Raw genomic sequence first — 22,871 nt, 5'->3', positions numbered from 1 at the left:
TTCGCTACCGCTCACGTTCGCGTGGTTCAATACCCGCAGACGCATTCGCTCCTCGCGTCCGCTCGTCGCAGAAATGCGCCGGCCGGGAATTGAACCCGGGCTATGAGCTTGGGAAGCTCATGTCCTACCACTAGACCACCGGCGCTCGCTTCGATCGCCCCGGGGCTCGCAAACCCGACGGGTTCGCGCACCACCGGCGCTTGCCCCCAACTTCCCCGTCGGCACACTTGAACGTAGCGCTTCGATCCGCACGCCGCGGCCGCCGCGGCGGCGTGAACGCACGTCCACTTCTGCGGCGTGACAGGTGGCTATTAGGACCGCCGGCCCCTATGGGTATCCATGATCGATCTCCGATTCTCGGAGTCGGAACTGGAGGCCCGGCGGGAGAACATCACGTCGTTCATCGCCGACACCGTCGACGCGGCGGGCGCTGACGGCGCGGTGCTGGGGCTGTCCGGCGGCGTCGACAGCTCGCTGGTCGCACATCTGACCGTCGAGGCGCTTGGCACCGACGCGCTGTACGGGCTCGTCATGCCGGGGACGGTGAGCAGCGAGGACAACATGAGCGACGCCGAGCGCGTCGCCGAGAAGCTCGGCATCGAGTACGGCGTGGTCGAGATCGAACCCATCGTCGACAGCCTCCTCGAGGCGTACCCCGACGCGGCCGGCGACGAGGTCGCGGTCGGGAACAGCCGGGCGCGTACCCGGGCCGTGCTGAACTACCTCGTCGCGAACCACGAGAACCGGATCGTGCTGGGGACGGGGAACCGAAGCGAGGCGATGGCCGGGTACTACACGAAGTACGGCGACGGGGCCGTCGACTGCCACCCGATCGGCAACCTCTACAAGGCGCAGGTGCGCCAGCTCGCCACCGCGGTCGGCGTCCCGGAGGGGATCGTGACGAAGCCGCCGACGGCCGGCCTGTGGAAGGACCAGACCGACGAGGGCGAGATGGGCGTGGGCTACGACACGCTCGACGCGATCCTGGCGCTGCATATCGAGGGGCCGCTGTCGGCCGACGCGACCCAGCGGGAGCTGGACGTCGAGGCCGAAACGGTCGAACGCGTCGAGGAACTGCACCGGGCGAGCGCGCACAAGCGGTCGATGCCGCCCGCGCCGGACGAACCGGAGGTGTAGGGACCACGCCGGAGCCGGCGGCACCGGACGGCTCCGTCACTCCGTCGTGACGATCACTCGGACCTGGTCGCCCTGCTCCAGGACGTACTGCTTGGGGTCGACCGACTCGCCGTTTACCGTCACCGTGACGTTCGTCCCCTCGTCACCGTCCTCGTAGGTCGTCCCGTCGAACGTCACCGAACTCCCGGTCACCTCGATACCGAGCGTCGCGAGGCCGTACTCCAGGGTCACGTCCTCGCCGTGGACGTGCCAGCGATCGCCGTTGCCCCTCTCGTAGTGGAAGAAGTCGTCCTGCAGCTGGTACTGGTCCCGGCTGAAGTCGAGCGTCTGCCCGTCGATGGTGACGTTCATCGTCCCGTGGTAGTGGACGCTGCCCTGGGAGTGGGGCGTGATCTGGGCGTCGGCGCTCGGGCCGCCGCCGGCGAGCAGGACGTACGCGAGCGCGGCGGCGACCAGCACGCCGACGGCGGCCACGCCGACCACCGCCAGCGTCGGGATCCCTCCGTCCCCGCCGTCGAGTTCGTCGACCCGCCGCCGCTCGATGCGGGTCAGGTCGTCGGGGTGTTCGTCCCGGAGGTGCCGGAGGTAGGCGTCCTCCTCCTCGAACGACGCCCCGCAGTGGTCGCACTCGTCCATGGTTCCCGTCAGGGACAAGGCGTACCTAACCCTTGCGACTCCGGCGGTCGGCGGCGAGGTCGGCGAACGCCGCGGCCTCCCGCTCCTCGCGGGTCTCGGGGTCGGCGTCGTCCCGCAACCGCTCCTTGACGACCGACAGCGCCGCGGGGTCGTTGTCGGCGATCTGCTCGGCGACCGCCCGCGGGTCCTCGACCACGCGGGAGACGAGGCCCATCCGGCGCGCCTCCGCGGCGTCGACGACCCGACCGGAGAGCGCGAGATCCATCGCCTCGCCCTCGCCGACGACGCGGGGGAGGCGGACGGTCCCGCCCCACGCGCCGAACAGGCCGAACTCGACGCCCGGCTCGGCGAACGTCGCGGCCGGCGTCGCCACGCGGAGATCGCAGGCCAGCGCCAGTTCCAGCCCGCCGCCGCGGGCCGCCCCGTCGACCCCCGCGACGACGACGCTGTCGCTCTCGGCGATCGCGGTCGCTGTCCGCTGGCCGCGGCGGGCCAGATCCGCCGCGGCGTCGCCGTCCAGCCCGTCGACCACGTCCAGGTCCGCGCCGGCACAGAACGCCTCGCCGGCTCCGCGGAGGGAAACGACGGACGTCTCGGCGTCGGCGACCGCCGCTCGCAGCGCGTCCAGCCCGGCCGGCGTGAGGGCGTTTCGCCGCTCCGGGCGGGCGAGCGTGACGGTGGTGATCCGCCCGTCGGCAGCCGCTTCGATCATGGGCCAGCGTGGGGGCTCGTTTCCAAAGGTCTTTGCCCCTGCCACCGCTAGCTTCGCCCGATGGAAGAGGCCGCCACGTGCCGGCGCGCGGCCCGCGAGGCGGTCCGGGACATCGAGCCCGACCGCCTCCGGACCGTCATCGACGACCTGCTCGCCGACGCCTCGATGGCTCCCGGCGCGCTCGCCCTGTTGAGCGCCCGCGGCGCCGACGAGGGCGTCGAACTCGACAGCGTCGCCGACCGCGCCGCCGGCGTCCAGCTGATCTACGACGGTCTCAGGCTCACCCGGTCGCTCTCCCACGGCGAACCGTGGGCCGACCGCGAGGACCACACCGACCCGAACCTCGACGTGCTCGCCGCGGACGTACTGGTCGCCCGCGGCTTCTACCTGCTCGCCCGGACCGAGGCCGCCGAGAAGGCCGTCGAGACCGTACAGGCGTTCGGCCGGGACCAGACCGCCCGCCGGGCACCCGGAGCCGACACCGTTGCACTCGACGGCTCGCTCGAACGCAACGTCCTCGAACTGGCGGTCACCGCCGGCGCGACGGCCGTCGGCGTCGTCCCCTCGGCCGCCGCGCTGGAGACCGCGTCGTCGCTGTTCGAGGGCCGCGAACCGCCGCTCCCGCCCGCCGAGGACGCGCTCCCCGGCTCCCCGGGCGACCTCGGCATCGGCGCGACCGCGACCGAACGCGGCGGCTCCGACGGCGTCCCGCAGTCGGCCTCGGATCGGTGACGGCGGCGGGACGAATCGAAACGCCTAAAGACAAACCCGGACAAGGAAGGGACGCGAACGCGCCTGGGTAGCTTAGCGGTAAAGCGCGTCCTTGGTAAGGACGAGAGCCCGGGTTCAAATCCCGGCCTAGGCTCTTTCTGCCGTACACTCCTTGTACGCACACTTTACGGAATTATTCGTCCCGAACACAACACGGTCAAAATAGCCTCGTCTCACTAAATAGAGGCTGTCTCGCTGTCCTGCGATTCGTTTAACTGTCAGGACACACAAACAAACTCGCAGACTGCGGCGGGTTAGACCCAAAATTGACCGGGGGCGCATCCCTCAGGGACACACCTGATTTCGCTAATTCGCACTCACAGAGGAATGAGTGAAGCGTAGTCAGGAATGTGATAGAACATCCCTCGATGCGGTGATCAACTGCTAACTACAGGAGAAGATGTTCCCGGAGCCGCTATTCATCTTTCTGATGGTTGTCAGAAATGGGGGAGTGATCAGTAACTATCGGGAGCTGTAACTGGTACTCTCACTCAAGGTATTGACTAATGAGTTGCTCCGACCCCTGTTGAAGCTGTTCCGAAAGCGATTCCTCACTCATATCCAGTTCATCGGCCAGCTCTTGAACCGTGATTTCTTGCGAGGGGTCGTAATAGCCGTGTTCATACGCAGCCACGGTCGTTTGGAGTGCTGCTAACCGTGTCCGAGCCTCGCTCGCCGTCATCGGTTCGGTATAGATGGGCGACCCCGGCTCTATGTGGCGGCCCCCCTCAGTAAGTGGGCCTGCGTCCACGGGAGCGAAGCCAATATCTTTGATGAGGCCTGCCACGACCTCCTTCGCTTCCTCATCATCTCCCGCGAGAAAGATCGCAAGCCGGTCATCTAAATCGGCATCTGGCCGTTGTCCGTCCCGGAGCGTCTCCCAATACGTCTCATTGAATGCCTTGACGACGCGGGAGTCTTCGAGATGGTTTGCGATGGTATCCGTATGTGTCTCCGCTAAGTCCATCATTCCATCCCGTGCCGGGTAGTAGTTTGCCGCACTGATCACGATTTTGCCGCTAAGGGCGTCCGCAGGGAGGGATTCATACGCACTGAAGGGAATTGCCTCCATGGCGATGTCTCCAAAGTCGGCGGCCTCGGAGACTGTGCCTGCTTGCGCGTTCGGGCCAAGTTCGTCAACAAGGTCGGTGAGTGTTTCTGGCCCCCGAGAATTACTGATTATGACTTCATTCCCTGCGTCAACGAAGTGCTGAGCGACTGTTCCTCCAATATTGCCTGCGCCGATAATTCCAATTTTCATCGAAGGTTTCTCGTTCGAGTCCTACGAGCGGCGGTGTGAAAAGCGACCAAGTTAGAAATGTGGTTGCTACTACCGAGGGTGGAAGTGAGGGGCTGAATCACCAGCTCGCTCTCTTGAATTAGACCTTGAGATACGTGGCTGGCTTCACCTGAGAGTCCACGGTTGTGGATGCTCGTTTCCGGAACAACCATTACTACGAATTCCGTAGTGATTGTATGAGCAAGTCTGGTGTAAATCAGGAGCCAACACGGAGTACAGCGGTTGATGAGAGTACGCTCTTTTCACTTCTCGGACGGGCACATACCTTAGCAATCCTCAACGAGTTCGTCACCAAAGACGGGCAGTCAATTCGTTTCGGCGAACTTCAAGACACGCTCGAACTGTCGCCGAATACACTCTCCCGACGACTTGACGAACTTGTCGAAGCTGAGTTCCTTGAACGGACACAGCACGACGAGATTCCCCCACGAGTGGAATACGAGGAAACGGAGATGGTAGACGATCTCGCCCCCGTTTTTCAGGAATTAGAGACATGGATGGAACGGCATGGTTCAGATCAACTGGAGTGTTTCTGAGAATCAATAGTTCCCACAGCCGTTAGCTGAAACCTGTTCGGAAGTCAATAATGATGGAGTCGCACACCTACTTATCGGATGTTTCAGTCGAAAAGGCATCAAACTAATAGAATTTCAGTAGAGCCACTCGCCTCGATGAAAGGAGCTATTCAGCTGAACCACTCGACCCCACACAATTCTGATGTGACGAGTAGGGCAACGCTCACCCGAACACGTTTGTCGATTTCTTGCGTCCACAGACGGCATACGGGGCCGAATACCCAATTCTTTTATAAGTAGAGTTGCTAATAGAGAGATGAGAAGCACGCAAAGTGGGAATTCGCGGCAAAGGTAGCCGCTTTCAGGGCCGAAGGCCACCTCGGTAAAGCAAGTCCTTGGTAAGGACGAGAGCCCGGGTTCAAATCCCGGCCTAGGCTTACGCCTGCGGTACAGACTGTAATTCGCAGATAGCGTCTTTCTTATCTAGTATTCCCCCGATCAGCAACGAGAGTCTTATCCCTCTCACAGAGTATTTTGCCGGTGATAGTTGATTGAACATTCACCCTTCCGCTCGGTTGATGCACTCTCAGTGACTGCGCTTCCCAAAGTTCTCCGTTATCTGGACCGGTTAGTATGGATGGCTAGTGAGAAGTTTGAACCAAGCCGCTAAAATTGACATGGATGTTTTTTAATATCCATCTCATCTGGCAGGATAATGAGTGGAGACGCGGGGAAGGTAGACCGACTAAGTGAGGAGACTAATGAGTTAGTGTCGGAGATTGAGGAAATAAATAGCATTCTGTACGACCTTGCTCAGAATTCGACTTCGCGCGGCAAAATCAAAACGGACCGTGTAGACTGGGGGACAGTTGACCGAGTAGATAAGCAATATGAGGTTTGGTACAATCGGGCCTTCACGCTTGTCTCAGAGTATCTTCCTGAGAGGAAAACCGACTTCAAAAGCGCGTATTCAGATATGGATGAACTCATCCATTTTGATGGGATGGAATACACAAAGGCGGACAAATACTGCGGGATTCTACGCCGAATTATTTCTCGCCAAAAGAATCTTCTGCTCTCTATTCCACCGAAGTTGGAAACGACACGGCTGAAAGTACGAAGGGGAATTTCGGATGAAATCCTTTTAGAAGAACTGTATCAGGCCAAAGAACTGTGGGACGACGACAATATCAGAGCTGCTGGCGTAGTTACAGGCGTGGCATTAGAACGCCATCTTCTGACTCTCTGTGAGTTGACCGAGCAGGACCTTGATTATAGCCACTCCGACGGGATACGCTCTCTTGCTGAAACACTATATAATGCCAGTCAAATCACGGATACTAAGAAAAGTCAATTAGAATATCTTGCTGACATTCGTAATGATTGCGCCCATGCAAATGAGAAAGAACCAGATAGGCGGGAAGTTGAACGACTAATCAAACAGTCAGAGGATATCATTCAGGAGAGTTGACTTTCTCTGTGGTCGTACGAAAATGGACAGCAATCCTTCTCATGCAAACGCTTGCAACTCTGTGATTGATTCCTAATTTAGACTTTCCTCAAGATGTACTCCTGCCGTCGTCCCGCCTTTTGCGCGTTGGTACCCAACCCGTTTTCCTGCCGGACCGTTCAGGACTGGATGATGAACGGCCCGGCGCCGGCGGTTCGTCGGGCCACCGTCGCCACCCGGAGCATGTACGCGGTCAGCACGAGGAACGGGGCCAGCGCGATCGTCATCGAGAGGCTCACGAACGTCAACAGCGGCGGCAGGCCAAAGACCCAGACGTCCGGCAGGAGGCCGGCGTTGATCGCGAGGATCGTCGACGCCGTCACCACGATCGCCGGCAGCGAGACGACCAACAGCGTCCGCGAAAGCTCCGAGATCTCCAGCGTGTAGTACAGCGTTTTGAAGTACTCCCGACCGGTGGCGAACAGCTCCAGCGCTTCGATCAGGTTGTCGAAATGCTCCTTCCGACTCTCGGGGATGTCGTCTTCGTACTTCGAAGTGATCTCGCGGGACTGGTTTACCATCGGGCCGTAGTCCGTCTCCAGCCCGCGCCACAGGACGCCGAACCTGCCGTTGCCGCCATCGCTGATCGATCTTTCGAGGTGGTCGGTGGTCTCGATGATCCGATCGATGTACTTCTGAACGTCCTCGTCGCTGTCCTCGGTGTCGGCCGCTAGCTCGTTTGCCTCCTGTCGGATGGTTTCGGCCATCGCGTTGAGGAAGCTGTTCGGATCCGTCGGACTCACCTCGGTCCCCGTGGTCCGACCGACCCTGTCCCGGAACTGCATCATGCCCTCGACGCGGTCCTCCTGCGTGTCGATGTGGGTGATATCGTAGGAGAGAACGATCGAATTGATCGAGACGACGATAGACACCAGGAGGATGATCCCGCTCAGGAAGCTGTTGAGTACCGTCTGGACGGCCTGGGTTTCGGTGAGAATCAGGCTCATTTTGAAGGTCCACAGCGACCCGATACCGATGATCGAGACGAGCGTCATCGTGAGGAGCGCCCCGGTGACGGCGTAGCGGTTTCCTTCGAGCAGCAGCCATCGGGTCAGGTCGATCCCGCCATCACTGGTTGGGATGGGGAACCAGCTCCGCCAGCTCTCGATGTAATCCGGGACGGTCATGCTGTTCGGCGGCGAGGCACGTTTTGAACGCTTCCGGATCGGCCGAATTCGAACATACGATGACTATGACGGTGAGAAACTTGAACAATGAGTGTGTCCGTTCTTATATCTCGGTTTACGGACCTCTCGACGGGGTTAGAACTGGACGGGGAGTGTAAGAACGCCACAGGGGAACTGGTTATACCGTCAACGCCCTTCGGAAGGACGAGCGCCCGGGGTCGAATCCGGCCTCTGCTTCCTTCGCTTCGCCGAACCGGCCCGTACACCGCTCCGACCGCGATGTTTCGCCGTTTCCCGACGGACGCGGGGACTTTCCGACCTCACCCCTCGTGACCGGACTCGGACTCGACCAGCTCCGCCATGTGGACGTCCTGGTCGGTGATCCCACCTTCCTCGTGACTGGTGAAGCGGACCTCGACCTCCTCGTAGCCGATGCGGATCTCGGGGTGGTGGAACTCGGCCTCGGCTATCTCGCCGACGAGCTGGGCGAAGTTGACGCCCCGGAGGTAGTCGTCGAACTCGTAGGTGCGAACGATCTCGTCGTCCTCGCGGTGCCACTCGTCGGGGATCTGTGCCTCGACCTCGTCGTCGGAAAGCAGGTCCGCCATGCCCGGAGTAACCGAACCCAGCGTCAAAACGGTTGTCCCCTCGGCCGCTCAGTCGTCGTCGAGGGTGCCGATCGGGGGGTCAACGGTCCGCTCCTCGGGGAACTCGTCCGGCAGTTCGCCGGCCATCGCGTCGGCGACCGCCGCCGGCGGGCCGTCCATCTCGCCCCCGAACTCGGGGTCGAACAGCTGGAGGGCGGTGTGGATCGTCGTCCAGTCGTCCTCGGCGGCGGCCTCCCGGAGGCTCCGCGTCGGCGCGGCGAGCAACTGGCCGACGAGCGCGTCGGCCAGCGACTCGACTATCTCCCGCTGTTCGGCCGAGAGGTCGCCCTCGCCGGCGGCCTCCAGCCGGGACACCGCCGTCGACACCTCGCGGGACTTCACCCGCTCGGCGCTCTCGTACATGGCGGCGATGACCTCGTCCGCGCGCTTGCGCTTGTACTGGTCGAGCAGGCGGTCGAACTCCTCGTCTATCATCGCCTCGACGCGGTCGGCGGCCGCCCGGCGCTGCTGTCGCGTCTCGTCGGTCACCGTCTCCAGCGCGTCGAGGTCGTACACCGCGACGTCGTCGACGTCGCCGGCCGCCGGCGCGACGTCGCGGGGCTGTGCGAGGTCGACGACGACCGTCTCGCCGGCGTCGTCTAGGTCGGCCGCGTCGAGCACCCGGTCCTCGCCGGCGGTCGCCGTGACGACCACGTCGGCGCGGGCCGCCGCCGCGGAGACGGCGGGCAGCGCGATGGCCCGCGCGTCGGCGTCGACCTCCTTGGCGACGTGTTCGGCGTGGGGAACGGTGCGGTTGGCGACGATGATCTCCGGCGCGCCGTGGGCCGCCAGCGAGCGGGCCGAGAGCGTCCCCATCTCGCCCGCACCGACGACGAGCACCGTCGCGGTCGACAGGTCCGTCTCCCCGTCTGCGAGGCGGGCCGCGGCGGTGCCAAGCGACACCGCGCCCTCGTTTATCCCCGTCTCCGTGCGGACGCGCTCGCCGACGTGGATCGCCTTCGTCACGGCGTCCTCCAGCATCGGGCCGATGCCGCCCGCGCCGCGGGCCTCCTCGTAGGCGGTGCGGATCTGGCCCAGGATCTGGTCCTCGCCGAGCACGAGCGATTCGAGGCCGGCGGCGACCCGGAGGAGGTGTCGCAGGCTGTCCTCGTGGTCCAAGTCGACGACGGCGTCGTCGGGGACGCCGGCGAGGAACTCGTCGAGGACGGCCCGCCCGGTCGCCGGGTCGTCCGTGACGACGTACGCCTCGACGCGGTTGCACGTCTGGAGGGCGAACGCCTCCGAGACGCCGTCCCGGCGCACCAGGTCGGCGACGACCGTCGGCTGGTCCCGGCCGCTCGCCTCCGCGAGCGTGTCGACGTCCGCGTGCTCGTGCGAGACGCTCGAACCCGCGATAACGCCGTCGCTAGGCATCACGATGTATCACCCGTTGGGTCCGTTTCGTCGTTGATCACGTCCCGAGCCACTTGGCGAGCGTTGGTGTCCCCCCTACGTAAACCCTTCCAAACGGCCGACGAATCAACGACGGCCCGGACCGCGTCGCGGCGCTCGGCCGGGGGGACGCCCGCCGCCCGTAGCTCCTCGCGGAACTCGGCGGTCAGGTCGGCCATCTCGCCGGCACCGTCGACCTCCCGCTCGATCCGCTCGCGGAGGTGCTTGCTCAGCGCCGGCGCGGTCCCGCCCGTCGCGACGGCGGCGACGACGGGGTCGTCCCGGACCGTCGCGGGCACGACGACGCTCCCGACGTCGCGGCCGCCGTGGCGGTCGGTCCGGTTGACCAGCGCGCCGGCGTCCCGGGCGGCCTCGGCGGCCGCCGCGTTGACGGCCTCGTCGTCGGTCGCGGCGACGACCAGCGCCGGGTCGACCCGGTCGACCCACGCCCGGACGTCGTCGGGAGCGGGGGCCGCCCGGACCCGCTCCGCGCCGGCGAAGTCGCGGGCCACGAACTCGGGGCTCACGACGACGACGCTGGCCTCGCGGGCGAACCGGCGGGCCTTCCGCGCGCCGACGGGGCCGCCGCCGAACACGAGCACGGTCGCGCCGGAGAAGTCGTGGAGTAGCGGTATCATGTGGTATCGGGGTTACTCGCTCGTGTTCGCGGTCGCGCGCTCCTCGATGCGGATGCCCGTCTTCTTGAGAATGCGCGTCGAGAACAGCGTGTCCCAGTCGTCCTCGCCCACGTCCCAGAACTCGGCCATCCGGTCCCGGACCTGCTCGATCCGGCGCTCGCTCTCCGCCTCGCTGCGGCCGTGGGTCATCGCGAAGAAGTTGTACGGCCAGACGCCCTCGTGGCGCGGCCGCCGGTAGCAGTGCGTGACGAACGGGAGTGCGGCGATCTCGGGGCCGACCTCGTCGACGACGTCGTCGGGCACGTCCCACACCGTCATCCCGTTCTCGGTGTAGCCGAGCGCGTAGTGGGTCGGGATGACGCCGACCCGCCGGATCTTCCCCTCCGCGTCGAACCGCTTGATCGTCTCCAGCACCCAGTCGACGTCCGCGCCCAGCGTCTCGGCGACGTCGCGGTACGGCGTCGCGCTGACGGGGAGGCCGTCCTGTACCTCGACCACGAGGTCGCGCTCGGCGGGCGTCAGCGTCTCCGCGTCGGTCGGCGTCACGTCCGGCCCCAGGTCGGAGAGGTCGACGTCGCCCTCGGGGATCGGCCCGTCGACGTGGAACTTCGCCTCGACGCGGAACTCCCGCCGCTTGGGGAGGTTGTACGTCTCCTGGCCCGTCTCGGCCTCGATCTCGGCCAGCACCTCGTCGACGCGGCCCTCGTCGGCGACCGAGACGACGAACCACATGTTGAGGTGGGGGTGTTCGCGCTCGTAGTTGTGGGCCACCTCGCGGTGGGCGTTGACCGTCTCCGCGACCGCCTCGTACCGGTCCTCGGGCGCGTGCATCGCCACCAGCGTCGCCGCCCCGCCGATCTCCTGGGCGTTGATCAGCGGGCCGAACCGCGTCAGTATGCCGCGCTCGTCGAGGTCCCGGACCCGCGCCAGCAGTTCGTCGGCGTCCAGGTCGACGCCCCGCTCCCGCAGCGCCGCGGCCGCCGGCTCGAACGGGTCCCAGACGACGGGGAAGCCGCCCTGAAAGGCGTTGACGACGGCGCGGTCCCGCTCGTCCAGGTCGAGGTCCGTCTCGCTCATGGTCGGAACTGGGAACCGGGCGCGTATAAGCGATGCGAGGCAGCCCCGGCCGGGCGACGGCTCCGCCCCGGTTTACGGCCGGGTCAGTCCCCGCGGACGCCCGTCACGTCGAACCCCTCCTCGCGGACGTCGTCGAGGATCGCCTCGTGGTCGGCGCTCGCCTCGTAGTAAAACACCACGTCGTACGTCCCCTCGCGCAGGAGCTGCTGGCACTCCCAGACGAACTCGTCGCCGTCCAGCGTGCGCCCCTGGTGCTGGTTCGACGCGAACTCGGGGTCGTCGGAGCCGGAGTAGACGTACGTGTCCGCGTCGGTCGCGTGCTCGGCGATGATCTCCCCGACGTCGATCGTTGCCTGCGTCATCGCGATGTCGTCCTGTGACTCGATGCCGGTGTGGACGACCGCGCCGTTGAGTTCGATCTCGCCGGGTTCGAGCAGCTGTTTCGTCCGCCGGTACAGGTCGTCGTCCAGAGCTTCGGCCATTGTCCGAACCGACGGCTCGGGGTCCCTTATGTTACTTGCTTCGTCGCCGCTGTCGCGTCGCTCGCGGCGTCGAAAGAATGAAGAAACGATGCACGGGCGGACTGCGAGAGGGTCACCCCCCGTAGATGCGCGTCACCGCACCGCCTGACAGCGCCCGGATTCGTGTGGGCTTCGTAGCCGGTTTACAGACGCTCGAGGTTCGTCGCGCGCGGGCCCTTGTCGGCCTGCTCGATGTCGAACTCGACCTCCTGCCCCTCCTCGAGGTCAGGACCGCCGACGTCCTCCATGTGGAAGAACACGTCCTCCTCGGAGTCGTCGCTGTCAATGAAACCGTAACCGCCCGTGTCGTTGAAGAAGTCAACCGTACCTTTCGCCATTGCAACTCTCCAGAATCGCCGCGTGCATATAAGCCATGCGACTCGGCCCGACGAGCGCTCGCCCCGCCGGCGCCACCGCGGGGAGAGGTGACACACAAGACACATGGTGACCGACATAGTGGTCGTATTTGAGCATGCTGTCCCGCCTCCGCGAGCGCGTCGACGCCGCCTACGAGCGGCTGCTGGAGCGCGAGATATCCGGGACGCCGTCCCACGTCGCCGTCATCCAGGACGGCAACCGCCGGTACGCCGAAAAGCGGGGCGGCGACGCCCACGACGGCCACCGCGCCGGCGCGCAGACGACCGAACAGATCCTCGACTGGTGCGGGGAGCTCGGCATCGACGAGCTCACGCTGTACACCTTCTCGACCGAGAACTTCAACCGCCCCGCCGAGGAGCGGGAGGCGCTGTTCGACCTGCTGGTGGAGAAGCTGTACGACTTCGCCGACGCCGACCGCATCCACGACGAGGGCGTCTGTATCCGCGCGCTCGGCGACGTCGACCGGCTGCCGGAGCGCGTGCGGGAGGCGGTCGCGTACGCGGAGGACCGGACCCGCGGCTACGACGGCTTCGTCCTGAACATCGCGCTGGCCTACGGCGGCCGCGCCGAACTGCTGTCGGCCGCCCGGAGCGTCGCCGCGGACGTCGACGCCGGCGAACTCGACCCCGACGACGTCGACGTGGAGACCGTCGAGGAGCGCCTGTACGACCGCCCGGTCCGCGACGTGGACCTCATCATCCGCCCCGGCGGCGACGAGCGCACCAGCAACTTCCTCCCGTGGCACGCGAACGGCAACGAGGCCGCGGTGTACTTCTGTGCCCCCTACTGGCCGGAGTTCTCCCGCGTCGACTTCCTCCGGGGGATCCGGACGTACGAACACCGCGAGCGCTCGTGGCGGCGCACGCGTGCGCGCCGCGGCCTCGCGCTCCTGCGGGCGCTGGGCGGCGTCGAACTCGACGAGGCCCGCAGCGTCGTCCGCCGATTCCGCGACTCCCTGCCGAGCGGCGAGCGCTCGACCGCCGACGAGATAGCCGCCGACGAACTCGCCGTCGAGGACGACGAGGTCAGGGCGGCCGACTGACGCCTCGGGGTACCGTCCCAGTCGTCGCCCTCTATCGCCCGAACCGCCTGTTCCGCTCGCCGAACTCCCGGAGCGCCCGCAGGTAGTCGCGCTTCCGGAAGTCCCGCCAGTTCACGTCGGTGAAGTACAGTTCCGAGTAGACGGACTGCCAGATCATGAAATCGGAGAGGCGTTCGGCCCCGGTCTTGATCACGAGGTCGGGTTCCTCGGGGAAGACGAGGCGGTCCTCGATGTCCGCGGCCTCGATCTCCGACGGGGAGAGGTCGCCCGCGTCGACCTCCTCGGCCAGCCCGCGCACGGCGTGCGTGAACTCGTGTTTCCCGCCGAGGCCGATGCTCACCTGTATCGGCGCGTCGGCCGGCTCGTCGTCGGCCGGGCCGCGGACGTCGACGGGACGGGGGGCGTCGATGTCGTCGAACTGCCGCTTCAGCGTCGGGACGGCGGCCTCGTCGAGGACGCTGACGGGCACGGTGACGCGCTCGGCCCCGTACTCGAACGCCCAGGCGAAGGCGTCCTCCAGCGTGTCGTAGGCGCCCTGCTCCAGCAGGTCGCGCTCGGTGATGACGACGGCGACGTGGTCGGGCCGCTCGTAGTCGGCCGTCCGGAGGCGAGCGGCGAGATACCGGTCGTACAGTCCCACGCCACGACGTTGCCGGCCGGCCGCCTAAAGCTCACGGGTCGACGCCGTCGCCCGTTGCCTTCGGGAAGGTTAAGTGACCAACCTACAAACGGACGCGGTAGCGTGACATCGACAGTCCGGCGAGCGGGCGGGTTCGCGGCCGTGGGCAGCCTCGCGCTGGCCGCGCCCCTGCTCGGGACGGCGGCCGCGCTCCCGTTCGCGGCCGTCGCGGCCGTCGCCGCCGTCGTCGACGACGGCCCGCTGTTCGAACTGTTCGCACGGCCGGGCGACCGCGAGGACGGGCGGCTCAACGGCCTGCTCGGCTTCTCGCTCGCCGCGACCGGCCTCGGGATCCTCTCGGCGGTCACCGCGATCCCGGCGCTCGCGTTCGTCGGGGCGGTGCTCTGCCTGAGCTACGGCAACCTCGGGGCGCGGGTCGTCCACCGCCGCTGGCCCGACCCCTTCGCCGACGCGGTCGGCTTCGTCGTCGCCGGCACCGCCGGCGCGGCCGGCGGGGTCGTCGCGGCGGCGGCGCTCGGCGGGACCCCGTCGCCGACGCCGCCTACCGTCGCCTTCCTCGCCGCCAGCGCCGCGCTGCTCGGCGGCCTGCTCCGGGCGGTCTTCTTCGAGCGCGACGACCCGCTCGTCCTCCTGTCGGTCGGCCTGCTGCTGTGGTTCCTTCAGACGCTGACCGACCCCGTGACGGCGACGGAGGTCGGCGTCGCCATCGCCGTGACGGTCGCGGTCGGCTACGCGTCGTACGCCCTCGACACCGCGTCGGTGTCGGGGATGCTCTCGGGCGTCTTTCTCGGCCTGCTGACGGTCGTGCTCGGCGGCATCGGCTGGTTCGCCGTCATCATCGCCTTCTTCGGGGTCGGCGGCCTCTCGACGAAGTTCCGGTACGAGGAGAAGGAACAGCGGGGCGTCGCCGAGGAGAACGAGGGCGCACGCGGGAGCGCAAACGTGTTCAGCAACGCCACCGTGGCGCTGGCGGCCGTCCTCGGCTACGCCGCCGCGCCGGTCGAGTTCACCGTCGCCGGCGGGCTCCGGGTCGAGGGGCTCGTTTTCCTGTACGCGTTCGCCGGCTCCGTCTCGACCGCGATGAGCGACACCCTCTCCAGCGAGATCGGCGGCGTGTTCGACCGCCCGCGGCTGATCACGACGCTCGAGACGGTCGAACCCGGCACCGACGGCGGCGTCACCTGGCAGGGCGAGGTGGCCGGCTTCGCCGGCGCGTCGCTGATCGCGCTCATCGCCGTCGCCCTGTTCGACGCGGTCGGCACCGCCGGCGGCGGCGTCGTCCTGCTCGCCGGCGTCGCGGGGATGACCGTCGACAGCCTGCTGGGCGCGACGATCGAGGGCGGCCGGCTCGGCAACCAGGGGGTCAACTTCTTGGCGACGCTCTCGGGCGCCGTCGTCGGCGCGGGGATGGCCGTCGTCGCCGGCGTTCCGGGGATCGCGTGATCCGCCCGGTGTCCCCCGACGACCTGCCCGCGCTCCTCGCGCTCCAGTCCCTCCTGCCCGAGTCCTCGCCGCCGCTGTTGACGACGGTCATCGACGGCCCCGGCGTCGTCCTCGTCTCGGTCCCGGCCGACCCCGCGGCGGCCGCGAACGCGACCGCGACCCCGGTCGGGTACGTCCTCGCGACGACGGGGTCGGACCCGGCCCACGTCGCGGAACTGGTCGTCGCGCCGGCGTATCGCCGACAGGGGCGGGGGCGGCGGCTCCTCGCCGCCGCGCTCGCGCGGCTGCGGGACGCGGGGTGCGACGTCGCCGAGATCGCCGTCGAGCCGGACAACGATGCGGCGCGCGACCTGTACGCCGAGTTCGGCTTCGAGCAACGCGAACGGGTCGAGGACCACTACGACGGCGGCGGGGCGGCGCTCCTGCTCCGGCGGTCGCTGTGAGCGTCGGGGTCGCAGTAATAGCCGTTGCGCGTCGCCGTCACAGTACGTAGCCGCGCGCATTGCCGCCGGCGGTGCCCGGGAGGGCAGGCCGCGCGGTTACAGCGCGACGTCGGCGGCCGCGTGGACGCGGACGCCGGTGGGGCGTTTCGTGAACTCGCCCAGTTCGCGGCCGACGACGGTGTCGACGCCGCGGTCGGCCGCCACGTCCGCGACCTTCTGCGTGACGACGCCGTCGACGACGACGGCGTCGGGCACCCGCTCGGCCCCGTCGATGGCGTCCCGGGCCTCGTCGGCCGGCGCTTCGGCGAGAACTGCGGCGTCGCCGTCCAGCAGGCGAACGACGCCCAGTCCTCCGTCGATCACGGCTGCGATGTGGTCCCGGAGCGTTTCCGGGCCGGCGTCCTCGTCGCCCGCCGACTCGGCGGCTTCCGTCGGGGCCGTTGCCTCGGCGGGCTCCGTGGCCGCGCTTTCCGGCTCCGCCGTGGCGCTCTCGTCCGCCGCGCCGCGTCGGAGCGGCTCGGCGGCGTCCGCGGCGTCCGACCCGACGCCATCCGGCGAGTCGGGGGTCGCGGGCGACGGGGCGCTCCCCGGCCCCTCGTCGGCCGGCGGGGAGGGCGACCGGCTGCCGTCGGTGGCGACGGCCTCGCCGGGGTCGGCCCGGTTCGCGACCGAGCCGTACGGCGTCTTCTCGCGGAGGGCGGCGAAGACCTCCTCCCGGGAGAGGTCCTCGACGCACTTCCCCTCGGGGGCGAAGGCGACGTAGTCGACGTCGCCGACCTGCGCCAGTTCGCGCAGGATGAGGTGGCCGCCGCGGTCCCCGTCGAGGAAGGCGGTGACCGTCCGGTCGGCCGTGAGTTCGCCGACGGCCTCGGGAACGTCCGTCCCCTCGACCGCGACGGCGTTTTTGATGCCGTAGCGCAGCAGCGTCAGCACGTCCGCCCGCCCCTCGACGACGACGACGGCGTCGCTCTCGGCGACGTTGGGGCCGGCGGGCTGGCCCTCGTACTCCGTGATGTCGGCGACGCGGATGCTCCCCCTGACCTCGTCGAGTATCTCCTCGCTGGTCATCACCCCGTCGTCGAACGACTCGCGGAGCAGCTCCTGGGCGCGCTCGACGACCCAGCGGCGCTTGGCCGCGCGCACGTCCTCGATGTCGGTGACTTCGAGTTCGGCCTTGCACGGTCCGATGCGGGAGAGGGTCTCCAGGGCGGCCGCGAGCGTCGCCGTCTCGACCTTGTCGAGGCTCGTCGCGATGGTGGCCGTCCCGGTCGACCGGCCGTTCTCGCTACGTATCTCTACCTCGATGCGGCCGACCTTCGAGGACTGCTGGAGCCCGCGGAGGTCGAGCTCGTCGCCGAGGAGGCCTTCGGTCTGCCCGTAGATGGCGCCGACGACGTCACTCCGCTCTACCACCCCGTCGGCGGAGACGTCTGCGTGGATGAGATATTTGGCTGTATCGTCCATTGGTGATCTGCCCGGATGTCGGGCTGGATTGGGATGCCATGAGTATCCATGGACCGCGTATAATTCGCGGTCGACGCTTCAAATAGTTGTCGTCGTTTCCGGCGCTAACGAAAGTCAGCGAGCGTCCCCGCGCCGCGTGACAGCGCCGACAGCGGGTCCGCGGGGTCGTCGTGTTCGTACACCAGCCACTCGACGCCGGCGTCCCGGGCCGCGGCCACGCAGCCGTCGACGTCGAGGTCGCCCTCGCCGAGCGCGACCGGCGTCCCCGTCGCCGCGTCCACGTCCTTCAGGTGGACCAGCGGGACGGTGCCGAGCCGGGAGAGCAGGGCGGCGGGGTCCTGGCCCGCGGCGAGCGCCCAGCCCAGGTCCAGTTCGACGGCCACGGTGTCGCCGAGCTTCTCGACCAGCAGGTCGAACGCGGTCCCGTCGCCGAGGTCGGTGAACTCGTGGTCGTGGTTGTGGTAGGCGAGCCGCAGGCCGCGGTCGGCGAGCGCGTCCCCGGCGGCGGTGAGCCGGCTGGCGGTCGCCTCGACCGCCCGCTCGGACTCGAAGTCGGACTCGTCGAGGTAGGGTACGACGACCGTGTTACAGCCCGCGGCGTCGCAGGTGGCGGCGACCGACTGGACGTCGGCCTCCAGCGCCTCGATATCGACGTGGGCGGCGGCGGCCGACAGCCCGGCGTCGGCGAGCGCCCCCTGAACGTCGCCGCCGGGCGCGTCCGCGAACTCGACGCCGTCGAGGGCCGTGTCGCCGACGCGGTCGAGGAGGGCCGGGGTCGACTCGTCGACGTGACGGAGCGTGTGCAGCTGAATGGCCGTCTGCATAGCAACGGCGTCGGACGCGGGCGGCAAATAACCACGGCCCGACCGCGTCAGTCGTCGGTTTCCGGTGCGTGACGCTCGTCGCCGTCCGTCGCCGCGGGCGGGTCGTCGACGTCGTGGAACCCGACCGGCGGCAGGTTCGCCTCGGCCGCCGGCGAGTCCGCGAGGTCGGTGTCGTCCGCGATCGACGCCATCTCGCCGTCGGCGTCCCTGGCGTCCTGGTCGATCCGCATCGAGCAGAACTCGACGCCGCACATCGAGCAAAAGCGCGCCTCCTTGTAGTTGTCGCCGGGGAGGGTCTGGTCGTGGTACTCGCGGGCGCGCTCGGGGTCCAGCGAGAGTTCGAACTGCTCGGACCAGTCGAACTCGTAGCGGGCCTCCGAGAGCGCGTCGTCCCAGTCGCGGGCCCCCTCGCGGCCGTTCGCCACGTCGGCGGCGTGGGCGGCGATGCGGTAGGCGGCCAGCCCGTCGCGCACGTCCTCGCGCTTGGGGAGGCCGAGGTGCTCCTTGGGCGTGACGTAACACAGCATTGCCGCGCCGGCCCGGGCGGCCTCCGTCGCGCCGATGGCGCTGGTGATGTGGTCGTAGCCCGGCGCGATGTCGGTCACGAGCGGGCCGAGCACGTAGAACGGCGCGCCGTCGCAGACCTCCTGCTGGCGGCGGACGTTGTCGGCCACCTCGTCCATCGGGACGTGGCCCGGCCCCTCGACCATCACCTGCACGCCGCGGTCCTGGGCGGTCCGGGTGAGTTCGCCGAGCGTCTCCAGTTCGGCGAACTGGGCCTCGTCGCTCGCGTCGGCGAGACAGCCCGGCCGCAGGCCGTCGCCGAGGCTGAACGTCACGTCGTGCTCGGCGAATATCTCGCAGATCGCCTCGAACTCCGTGTAGAGGGGGTTCTGCTCGCCGTTCTCCTCCATCCACTGGGCGAGCAGCGACCCGCCCCGCGAGACGATCCCGGTCTTCCGGCCGTCGGTCAGCGGGAGGTGTTCCATGAGCACCCCTGCGTGGACCGTCATGTAGTCGACGCCCTGCTCGGCCTGCTTCTCGATGACGTCCAGCAGGAGGTCGGGCGTCAGGTCCGCGACGTCGTCGACCGCCGTGACCGCCTCGTAGATCGGGACGGTGCCGACGGGCACCGGCGAGCGCGCGAGGTTCGCCTCGCGGATCCGGTCGAGGTCACCGCCCGTGCTCAGGTCCATCACGGTGTCCGCGCCGTGGTGGACGGCCGCGTGGAGCTTCTCCAGTTCGCCCTCGACGTCGCTCGTCGTCTCGCTGTTGCCGATGTTGGCGTTGACCTTCGTCGCGAACTCGCGCCCGATGATCATCGGGTCGAGCCGGTCGTGGTGCTCGTTGTTGGGGATCACCGCCTGCCCCTCGGCGACCTGTTCGCGGACGAACTCGGGGTCGACGTTCTCGCGTTCGGCGACTCGCTCCATGGCGTCGGTGACGACCCCGTCCCGCGCTCGACGTAGCTGCGTCATAATAACCCAGTTGTACCACTAGGTAATAAAATTCGGGGATGGTCCGCTGGGAGTCAACTGTACGCTCCAACCGCCACGTTTGAAGAAAAATCCTGTTCGGAACGACCATGCGAAAGACAACGTTTATTGGTGGCGGGGTATGAACGACGATAGACATGGTATCGAGGGCCGAGCGGTACGGCTGGGCGGGGGTGTTTCTCACCCTCGTCGCGCTCGCGATCCCCTGGTTCCTGTGGGGAAACAGCACCGTCGTCGCCGGGCTCCCGGTGTGGGTCTGGTGGCACGTCGGCTGGCTCGTGCTGTCCTCGCTGGCGTTCGCGCTGTTCGCCGACCGCGCGTGGGGCGTCTGGGTGGGTGATCCGGCGTGAGCACGGCGCTCCAGCTCGGCATCGTCGCCGGCTACCTGCTGATCGCGCTCGGCGTCGGCCTGTTCGCCTACCGGCTCACCGACCGGACGGCCGAGGACTACTACCTCGCCAGCCGCACGCTCGGCACCGTCGTATTGCTGTTCACGACGTTCGCGACGCTGCTGTCGGCGTTCACGTTCTTCGCCGGGCCGAACATCGCGTACGGCAACGGCCCCGAGTGGATCCTCGTGATGGGGCTGATGGACGGCGTGCTGTTCGGGATCCTCTGGTACGTGATCGGCTACAAGCAGTGGCTCGTCGGGCGCGCCCGCGGCTACGTCACGCTCGGCGAGATGCTGGGCGACCGCTTCGGGTCGCGGACGCTGCGCGGCCTCGTCGCCGGCGTCAGCCTGTTCTGGCTGTTCCCGTACGTGATGCTCCAGCAGGTCGGCGCGGGCACCGCGCTGGCGGCGTTGACCGACGGCGCGGTGTCGTACGCCGCGGGTGCCGGCATCATCACCGCGTTCATGATCGCCTACGTCGTCCTCGCGGGGATGCGCGGCATCGCTTGGACGGACACGCTTCAGGGCGTGTTCATGCTGACGGTCGTGTGGGCGGCGACGCTGTGGGTGCTGTCGGCGGTCGGCGGGGTGGGCGAGGCGACCGGCGCGCTCGCCGCGAACGAGCCCGGTTTCCTCTCGCTCGGCGGGGGGCTCTACTCGCCCGAGTGGATGATATCGCAGGCGGTCACCATCGCGTTCGGGGTGACGATGTTCCCGCAGGTGAACCAGCGCTTCTTCGTGGCGCGCTCGGAGGCCGTGCTCAAGCGCTCGTTCGCGCTGTGGCCCGTGCTCGTCATCCTGCTGTTCGTCCCCGCGTTCATGCTCGGCGCGTGGGCGGCCGGCCTCGGCGTCGCCATGCCGGAGAGCGGCAATATCCTGCCGGCGCTCCTGACCGAGTACACGCCCGGCTGGTTCGCCGCGCTGGTGGTCGCCGGCGCGATGGCCGCGATGATGAGTTCCTCGGACTCGATGCTGCTATCGGGGTCCTCCTATTTCACCCGCGACCTCTACCGCCCGTTCGCCGGCGGCGACGTCGACGAGCGCAGGGAGGACCTGATCGCCCGCGTCGGCGTCGTCGCCTTCGCGGTCGCGGCCTTCCTCGTCAGCCTGACGCGGCCGGCCACGCTGTTTGCCATCGGCGACGCCGCGTTCAGCGGCTTCGCCCAACTGGCGCTGCCGGTCGCCGTCGCGCTGTACTGGCGGCGGACGACCCGGACGGGGATCGCCGCCGGGATTCTCGGGAGCCAGGGGTTCTACGCGCTCCACCTGTTCTGGATCGGCACCAGCCCCGCCGCCTACGGCGGCTGGACCGCCGGCGTCGTCGGCATGGTCGTCGGCCTCGTCCTGACGGTGGGCGTCTCTGCGGTCACGGCCGCCGCGCCCGACGAGGACGAGAGCGTCTACTTCGGCAGCGCGGGCGCGGACTGACCGCGGTCGCCCCGCGCCGAGGGCCATTTGCGTGCCTTCCCCCCGACCCCGAACCGGGGCCTACCGCTCGGCCCTGATCGTGAGGACGCCGCCGTTGGTCGTGACCTCGTCGGCGTCCGGCGGCACGTCGAACTCGTACTGCGCGTCGTCCACCACGACGATTGCCGTCCCCCCGACGACGTCGACCGACGGCTCCCCGGCGGCCGGACCGAAGTCGACGGCGACGACGCTCTCCCCGTCGTACTCCCGTTCGGCGATCGTCACCGCTTCCCGTTCCCCGGCGACGCTTTCGAGTTCTGACGGCGTTTTCATGTCCCGGCCTTGCCGCTCCACAGGGGTAAGGGGCGGGCCTAATCACCGGGGTAGCCGGGCCGCGACCGGTTCCGAGTCTGACCGTTTTTATACCTCACGGGCGACTGTCCGGGTATGCAGACCCACATCGTCCCGGTCGGCTTCGACTACGACCGGCTGATCGCGCCGCTGGTGCGCGACCAGTTGGACGTCGACCACGTCATCCTGCTGGAGGGGGCGGTCGGGAGCGAGGCGAACGTCGAGTACTCCCGGAACCTCTCCGAGAAGCTCGAGAAGGACTTCCGCAACCTGCTGGGCGCGTCGACCGAGCGGTTCGTCATCGAGGACGTGTACGACTACGACGCCGCGTTCACGCAGGCGTACGACCTGATCAACGCCGAACTGGACGACGGCAACGAGGTGTGGGTCAACGTCAGCGCGATGCCCCGCACCGTCAGCTTCGCGTTCGCGACGGCGGCCCACTCGATCATGGTCGAGCGGGAGGGCGACCGCGACCAGATCCACACCTACTACACGGTCCCCGAGAAGTACCTCGAAACCGAACTGGCCGAGGAGCTCCGGAAGCAGATCGACCTGCTCTCGGACGCCGGCGGGGGCGGGATGGACGACGAGCGCGTCGCCGAGCGCCTGGAGAGCGCCCGGGAACTGCTCGCGGAGTTCGACGAGCGCGGCACGACGATCGGCGCGAAGGAGATAGACGGCGACCACATCGTCGAACTGCCGGTCGCCTCGTTCTCGAACGTGAAGCCGTTCGAGGAGCTGATCCTCTACAAGCTCGGCGAGCACGGCGAGTTCGAGTCCGTCTCCGAACTGGCGGAGGCGCTGGCCGCCGAGTTGAACGAGGAGTACACCGACAGCTTCCGCTCGAAGGTGATCTACAACGTCGACCGCCTCGGCCCCGGCGGGAAGGGGTACATCGAGCAGGAGGCCGGCGGGAAGTCCTACCGGACGCGGCTCTCCCGCATCGGGGAGCTGTGGGTGAACTCCCACTCCGACGGCGGGGACGGGTTGGGCGAGTAACCGGCCG

General features: G+C 67.6%; 25 protein-coding genes and 2 tRNA genes. 11 read left to right on the top strand and 16 right to left on the bottom strand.

What is annotated here, in order from left to right; genetic code table 11:
• Positions 1-74: 74 nt before the first annotated feature.
• Positions 75-145: transfer RNA gene (locus EYW40_RS09920), tRNA-Gly, on the bottom strand.
• A 194-nt stretch (positions 146-339) separates the two neighbouring features.
• Here EYW40_RS09920 and EYW40_RS09915 point away from each other — a divergent pair.
• Positions 340-1,137 carry an NAD+ synthase gene (locus EYW40_RS09915; RefSeq protein ID WP_135821446.1) on the top strand — a complete coding sequence of 266 codons (798 nt, stop codon included), beginning with the start codon at positions 340-342 and terminating at the stop codon, positions 1,135-1,137.
• Between the two features lie 36 nt (positions 1,138-1,173).
• Here the strand turns inward: EYW40_RS09915 and EYW40_RS09910 are convergent, their stop codons facing one another.
• Both EYW40_RS09910 and EYW40_RS09905 read right to left on the bottom strand, forming a co-directional pair.
• Positions 1,174-1,773: a YbdD/YjiX family protein gene (locus tag EYW40_RS09910; RefSeq protein ID WP_135821445.1), complete on the bottom strand. Its 600-nt coding sequence runs from the start codon at positions 1,771-1,773 to the stop codon at positions 1,174-1,176.
• Between the two features lie 25 nt (positions 1,774-1,798).
• A complete protein-coding gene (locus tag EYW40_RS09905) occupies positions 1,799-2,485 on the bottom strand; it encodes an enoyl-CoA hydratase/isomerase family protein (protein ID WP_135821444.1) in 687 nt (228 codons plus the stop codon).
• Positions 2,486-2,545: 60 nt separating this feature from the next.
• Between EYW40_RS09905 and EYW40_RS09900 the strand changes: the two genes are divergently transcribed.
• Positions 2,546-3,217 carry a DUF7114 family protein gene (locus EYW40_RS09900; protein WP_135821443.1) on the top strand — a complete coding sequence of 224 codons (672 nt, stop codon included), beginning with the start codon at positions 2,546-2,548 and terminating at the stop codon, positions 3,215-3,217.
• Between the two features lie 61 nt (positions 3,218-3,278).
• Positions 3,279-3,350, top strand: a tRNA-Thr gene (locus EYW40_RS09895).
• 393 nt (positions 3,351-3,743) lie between these two features.
• Here EYW40_RS09895 and EYW40_RS09890 read toward each other — a convergent pair.
• Positions 3,744-4,517: an NAD(P)-binding domain-containing protein gene (locus EYW40_RS09890; RefSeq protein ID WP_135821442.1), complete on the bottom strand. Its 774-nt coding sequence runs from the start codon at positions 4,515-4,517 to the stop codon at positions 3,744-3,746.
• Positions 4,518-4,732: 215 nt separating this feature from the next.
• Here EYW40_RS09890 and EYW40_RS09885 point away from each other — a divergent pair, with 215 nt between their 5' ends.
• Both EYW40_RS09885 and EYW40_RS09875 read left to right on the top strand, forming a co-directional pair.
• Positions 4,733-5,092 carry a winged helix-turn-helix transcriptional regulator gene (locus EYW40_RS09885; RefSeq protein ID WP_135821441.1) on the top strand — a complete coding sequence of 120 codons (360 nt, stop codon included), beginning with the start codon at positions 4,733-4,735 and terminating at the stop codon, positions 5,090-5,092.
• Positions 5,093-5,786: 694 nt separating this feature from the next.
• The gene (locus EYW40_RS09875; RefSeq protein WP_135821440.1) at positions 5,787-6,542 is read left to right on the top strand and encodes a DUF4145 domain-containing protein; all 756 of its coding nucleotides are present in this window, start codon (positions 5,787-5,789) and stop codon (positions 6,540-6,542) included.
• A gap of 158 nt (positions 6,543-6,700) precedes the next feature.
• Here EYW40_RS09875 and EYW40_RS09870 read toward each other — a convergent pair whose 3' ends face one another.
• The 7 genes from EYW40_RS09870 to EYW40_RS09840 form a co-directional block, all read right to left on the bottom strand.
• Positions 6,701-7,708, bottom strand: coding sequence for a DUF7972 family membrane protein (locus EYW40_RS09870; protein ID WP_135821439.1), 1,008 nt, complete (start codon positions 7,706-7,708; stop codon positions 6,701-6,703).
• 320 nt (positions 7,709-8,028) lie between these two features.
• The gene (locus EYW40_RS09865) at positions 8,029-8,316 is read right to left on the bottom strand and encodes a 4a-hydroxytetrahydrobiopterin dehydratase (RefSeq protein ID WP_135821438.1); all 288 of its coding nucleotides are present in this window, start codon (positions 8,314-8,316) and stop codon (positions 8,029-8,031) included.
• 48 nt (positions 8,317-8,364) lie between these two features.
• Positions 8,365-9,729, bottom strand: coding sequence for a glutamyl-tRNA reductase (gene hemA / locus EYW40_RS09860; protein WP_135821437.1), 1,365 nt, complete (start codon positions 9,727-9,729; stop codon positions 8,365-8,367).
• Positions 9,729-10,385, bottom strand: coding sequence for a precorrin-2 dehydrogenase/sirohydrochlorin ferrochelatase family protein (locus EYW40_RS09855; protein WP_135821436.1), 657 nt, complete (start codon positions 10,383-10,385; stop codon positions 9,729-9,731). Before EYW40_RS09855 ends, hemA begins: the two co-directional genes overlap by 1 nt.
• Before the next feature lie 12 nt (positions 10,386-10,397).
• Entirely contained in the window at positions 10,398-11,462 is a 1,065-nt protein-coding gene (gene ahbB, locus EYW40_RS09850) for a siroheme decarboxylase subunit beta (RefSeq protein WP_135821435.1), read from the bottom strand.
• An 83-nt stretch (positions 11,463-11,545) separates the two neighbouring features.
• Positions 11,546-11,944, bottom strand: coding sequence for a DUF5778 family protein (locus tag EYW40_RS09845; RefSeq protein ID WP_135821434.1), 399 nt, complete (start codon positions 11,942-11,944; stop codon positions 11,546-11,548).
• Positions 11,945-12,126: 182 nt separating this feature from the next.
• Positions 12,127-12,321, bottom strand: a complete 195-nt coding sequence (locus tag EYW40_RS09840) for a cold-shock protein (RefSeq protein ID WP_121817324.1) — start codon at positions 12,319-12,321, stop codon at positions 12,127-12,129.
• 134 nt (positions 12,322-12,455) lie between these two features.
• On the opposite strand from EYW40_RS09840, the gene uppS reads away from it, so the two are divergent.
• Entirely contained in the window at positions 12,456-13,403 is a 948-nt protein-coding gene (gene uppS / locus EYW40_RS09835) for a polyprenyl diphosphate synthase (protein ID WP_135821433.1), read from the top strand.
• A gap of 31 nt (positions 13,404-13,434) precedes the next feature.
• Here uppS and EYW40_RS09830 read toward each other — a convergent pair whose 3' ends face one another.
• Positions 13,435-14,043 (bottom strand): undecaprenyl diphosphate synthase family protein, encoded by a 609-nt coding sequence (locus EYW40_RS09830; protein WP_135821432.1) that lies wholly within the window; start codon positions 14,041-14,043, stop codon positions 13,435-13,437.
• Positions 14,044-14,145: 102 nt separating this feature from the next.
• On the opposite strand from EYW40_RS09830, the gene EYW40_RS09825 reads away from it, so the two are divergent.
• Positions 14,146-15,486, top strand: coding sequence for a DUF92 domain-containing protein (locus EYW40_RS09825; RefSeq protein WP_135821431.1), 1,341 nt, complete (start codon positions 14,146-14,148; stop codon positions 15,484-15,486).
• Positions 15,483-15,929 carry a GNAT family N-acetyltransferase gene (locus EYW40_RS09820; RefSeq protein WP_135821430.1) on the top strand — a complete coding sequence of 149 codons (447 nt, stop codon included), beginning with the start codon at positions 15,483-15,485 and terminating at the stop codon, positions 15,927-15,929. The genes EYW40_RS09825 and EYW40_RS09820 overlap by 4 nt, the downstream gene beginning before the upstream one ends.
• Positions 15,930-16,025: 96 nt before the next feature.
• Here the strand turns inward: EYW40_RS09820 and dnaG are convergent, their stop codons facing one another.
• The 3 genes from dnaG to thiC all read right to left on the bottom strand — a co-directional run bounded on the left by dnaG (position 16,026) and on the right by thiC (position 19,695).
• Positions 16,026-17,393: a DNA primase DnaG gene (gene dnaG / locus EYW40_RS09815; protein WP_135821429.1), complete on the bottom strand. Its 1,368-nt coding sequence runs from the start codon at positions 17,391-17,393 to the stop codon at positions 16,026-16,028.
• Positions 17,394-17,497: 104 nt separating this feature from the next.
• The gene (locus EYW40_RS09810; protein WP_135821428.1) at positions 17,498-18,217 is read right to left on the bottom strand and encodes a sugar phosphate isomerase/epimerase family protein; all 720 of its coding nucleotides are present in this window, start codon (positions 18,215-18,217) and stop codon (positions 17,498-17,500) included.
• A 47-nt stretch (positions 18,218-18,264) separates the two neighbouring features.
• The gene (gene thiC, locus EYW40_RS09805; RefSeq protein WP_135821427.1) at positions 18,265-19,695 is read right to left on the bottom strand and encodes a phosphomethylpyrimidine synthase ThiC; all 1,431 of its coding nucleotides are present in this window, start codon (positions 19,693-19,695) and stop codon (positions 18,265-18,267) included.
• Between the two features lie 155 nt (positions 19,696-19,850).
• Between thiC and EYW40_RS09800 the strand changes: the two genes are divergently transcribed.
• Both EYW40_RS09800 and EYW40_RS09795 read left to right on the top strand, forming a co-directional pair.
• Positions 19,851-20,063, top strand: a complete 213-nt coding sequence (locus EYW40_RS09800; RefSeq protein ID WP_135821426.1) for a DUF3311 domain-containing protein — start codon at positions 19,851-19,853, stop codon at positions 20,061-20,063.
• Complete coding sequence (locus tag EYW40_RS09795; RefSeq protein ID WP_135821425.1) at positions 20,060-21,532, top strand: sodium:solute symporter family protein; 1,473 nt, start codon at positions 20,060-20,062, stop codon at positions 21,530-21,532. The genes EYW40_RS09800 and EYW40_RS09795 overlap by 4 nt, the downstream gene beginning before the upstream one ends.
• 60 nt (positions 21,533-21,592) lie before the next feature.
• On the opposite strand, the gene EYW40_RS09790 is transcribed toward EYW40_RS09795, so the two are convergent.
• Positions 21,593-21,844 carry a DUF7127 family protein gene (locus EYW40_RS09790; protein ID WP_135821424.1) on the bottom strand — a complete coding sequence of 84 codons (252 nt, stop codon included), beginning with the start codon at positions 21,842-21,844 and terminating at the stop codon, positions 21,593-21,595.
• 114 nt (positions 21,845-21,958) lie between these two features.
• On the opposite strand from EYW40_RS09790, the gene EYW40_RS09785 reads away from it, so the two are divergent.
• Positions 21,959-22,864 (top strand): HFX_2341 family transcriptional regulator, encoded by a 906-nt coding sequence (locus EYW40_RS09785; protein ID WP_135821423.1) that lies wholly within the window; start codon positions 21,959-21,961, stop codon positions 22,862-22,864.
• Positions 22,865-22,871 lie beyond the last annotated feature (7 nt).

Source organism: Halostella litorea, assembly GCF_004785955.1.
Lineage (GTDB): Archaea > Halobacteriota > Halobacteria > Halobacteriales > Natronoarchaeaceae > Halostella > Halostella litorea.
Note: the sequence above shows the minus strand (reverse complement) of the source record. Positions and strands in the feature narration are given on the sequence as shown.

Excerpts from the sequence above, each read along its gene's own strand:
- EYW40_RS09915 (WP_135821446.1), top strand. The coding sequence starts at position 340 with ATGATCGATCTCCGATTCTCGGAGTCGGAACTGGAGGCCCGGCGGGAG.
- EYW40_RS09910 (WP_135821445.1), bottom strand. The coding sequence starts at position 1,773 with ATGGACGAGTGCGACCACTGCGGGGCGTCGTTCGAGGAGGAGGACGCC.
- EYW40_RS09905 (WP_135821444.1), bottom strand. The coding sequence starts at position 2,485 with ATGATCGAAGCGGCTGCCGACGGGCGGATCACCACCGTCACGCTCGCC.
- EYW40_RS09900 (WP_135821443.1), top strand. The coding sequence starts at position 2,546 with ATGGAAGAGGCCGCCACGTGCCGGCGCGCGGCCCGCGAGGCGGTCCGG.
- EYW40_RS09890 (WP_135821442.1), bottom strand. The coding sequence starts at position 4,517 with ATGAAAATTGGAATTATCGGCGCAGGCAATATTGGAGGAACAGTCGCT.
- EYW40_RS09885 (WP_135821441.1), top strand. The coding sequence starts at position 4,733 with ATGAGCAAGTCTGGTGTAAATCAGGAGCCAACACGGAGTACAGCGGTT.
- EYW40_RS09875 (WP_135821440.1), top strand. The coding sequence starts at position 5,787 with ATGAGTGGAGACGCGGGGAAGGTAGACCGACTAAGTGAGGAGACTAAT.
- EYW40_RS09870 (WP_135821439.1), bottom strand. The coding sequence starts at position 7,708 with ATGACCGTCCCGGATTACATCGAGAGCTGGCGGAGCTGGTTCCCCATC.
- EYW40_RS09865 (WP_135821438.1), bottom strand. The coding sequence starts at position 8,316 with ATGGCGGACCTGCTTTCCGACGACGAGGTCGAGGCACAGATCCCCGAC.
- hemA (WP_135821437.1), bottom strand. The coding sequence starts at position 9,729 with ATGCCTAGCGACGGCGTTATCGCGGGTTCGAGCGTCTCGCACGAGCAC.
- EYW40_RS09855 (WP_135821436.1), bottom strand. The coding sequence starts at position 10,385 with ATGATACCGCTACTCCACGACTTCTCCGGCGCGACCGTGCTCGTGTTC.
- ahbB (WP_135821435.1), bottom strand. The coding sequence starts at position 11,462 with ATGAGCGAGACGGACCTCGACCTGGACGAGCGGGACCGCGCCGTCGTC.
- EYW40_RS09845 (WP_135821434.1), bottom strand. The coding sequence starts at position 11,944 with ATGGCCGAAGCTCTGGACGACGACCTGTACCGGCGGACGAAACAGCTG.
- EYW40_RS09840 (WP_121817324.1), bottom strand. The coding sequence starts at position 12,321 with ATGGCGAAAGGTACGGTTGACTTCTTCAACGACACGGGCGGTTACGGT.
- uppS (WP_135821433.1), top strand. The coding sequence starts at position 12,456 with ATGCTGTCCCGCCTCCGCGAGCGCGTCGACGCCGCCTACGAGCGGCTG.
- dnaG (WP_135821429.1), bottom strand. The coding sequence starts at position 17,393 with ATGGACGATACAGCCAAATATCTCATCCACGCAGACGTCTCCGCCGAC.
- EYW40_RS09810 (WP_135821428.1), bottom strand. The coding sequence starts at position 18,217 with ATGCAGACGGCCATTCAGCTGCACACGCTCCGTCACGTCGACGAGTCG.
- thiC (WP_135821427.1), bottom strand. The coding sequence starts at position 19,695 with ATGACGCAGCTACGTCGAGCGCGGGACGGGGTCGTCACCGACGCCATG.
- EYW40_RS09800 (WP_135821426.1), top strand. The coding sequence starts at position 19,851 with ATGGTATCGAGGGCCGAGCGGTACGGCTGGGCGGGGGTGTTTCTCACC.
- EYW40_RS09790 (WP_135821424.1), bottom strand. The coding sequence starts at position 21,844 with ATGAAAACGCCGTCAGAACTCGAAAGCGTCGCCGGGGAACGGGAAGCG.
- EYW40_RS09785 (WP_135821423.1), top strand. The coding sequence starts at position 21,959 with ATGCAGACCCACATCGTCCCGGTCGGCTTCGACTACGACCGGCTGATC.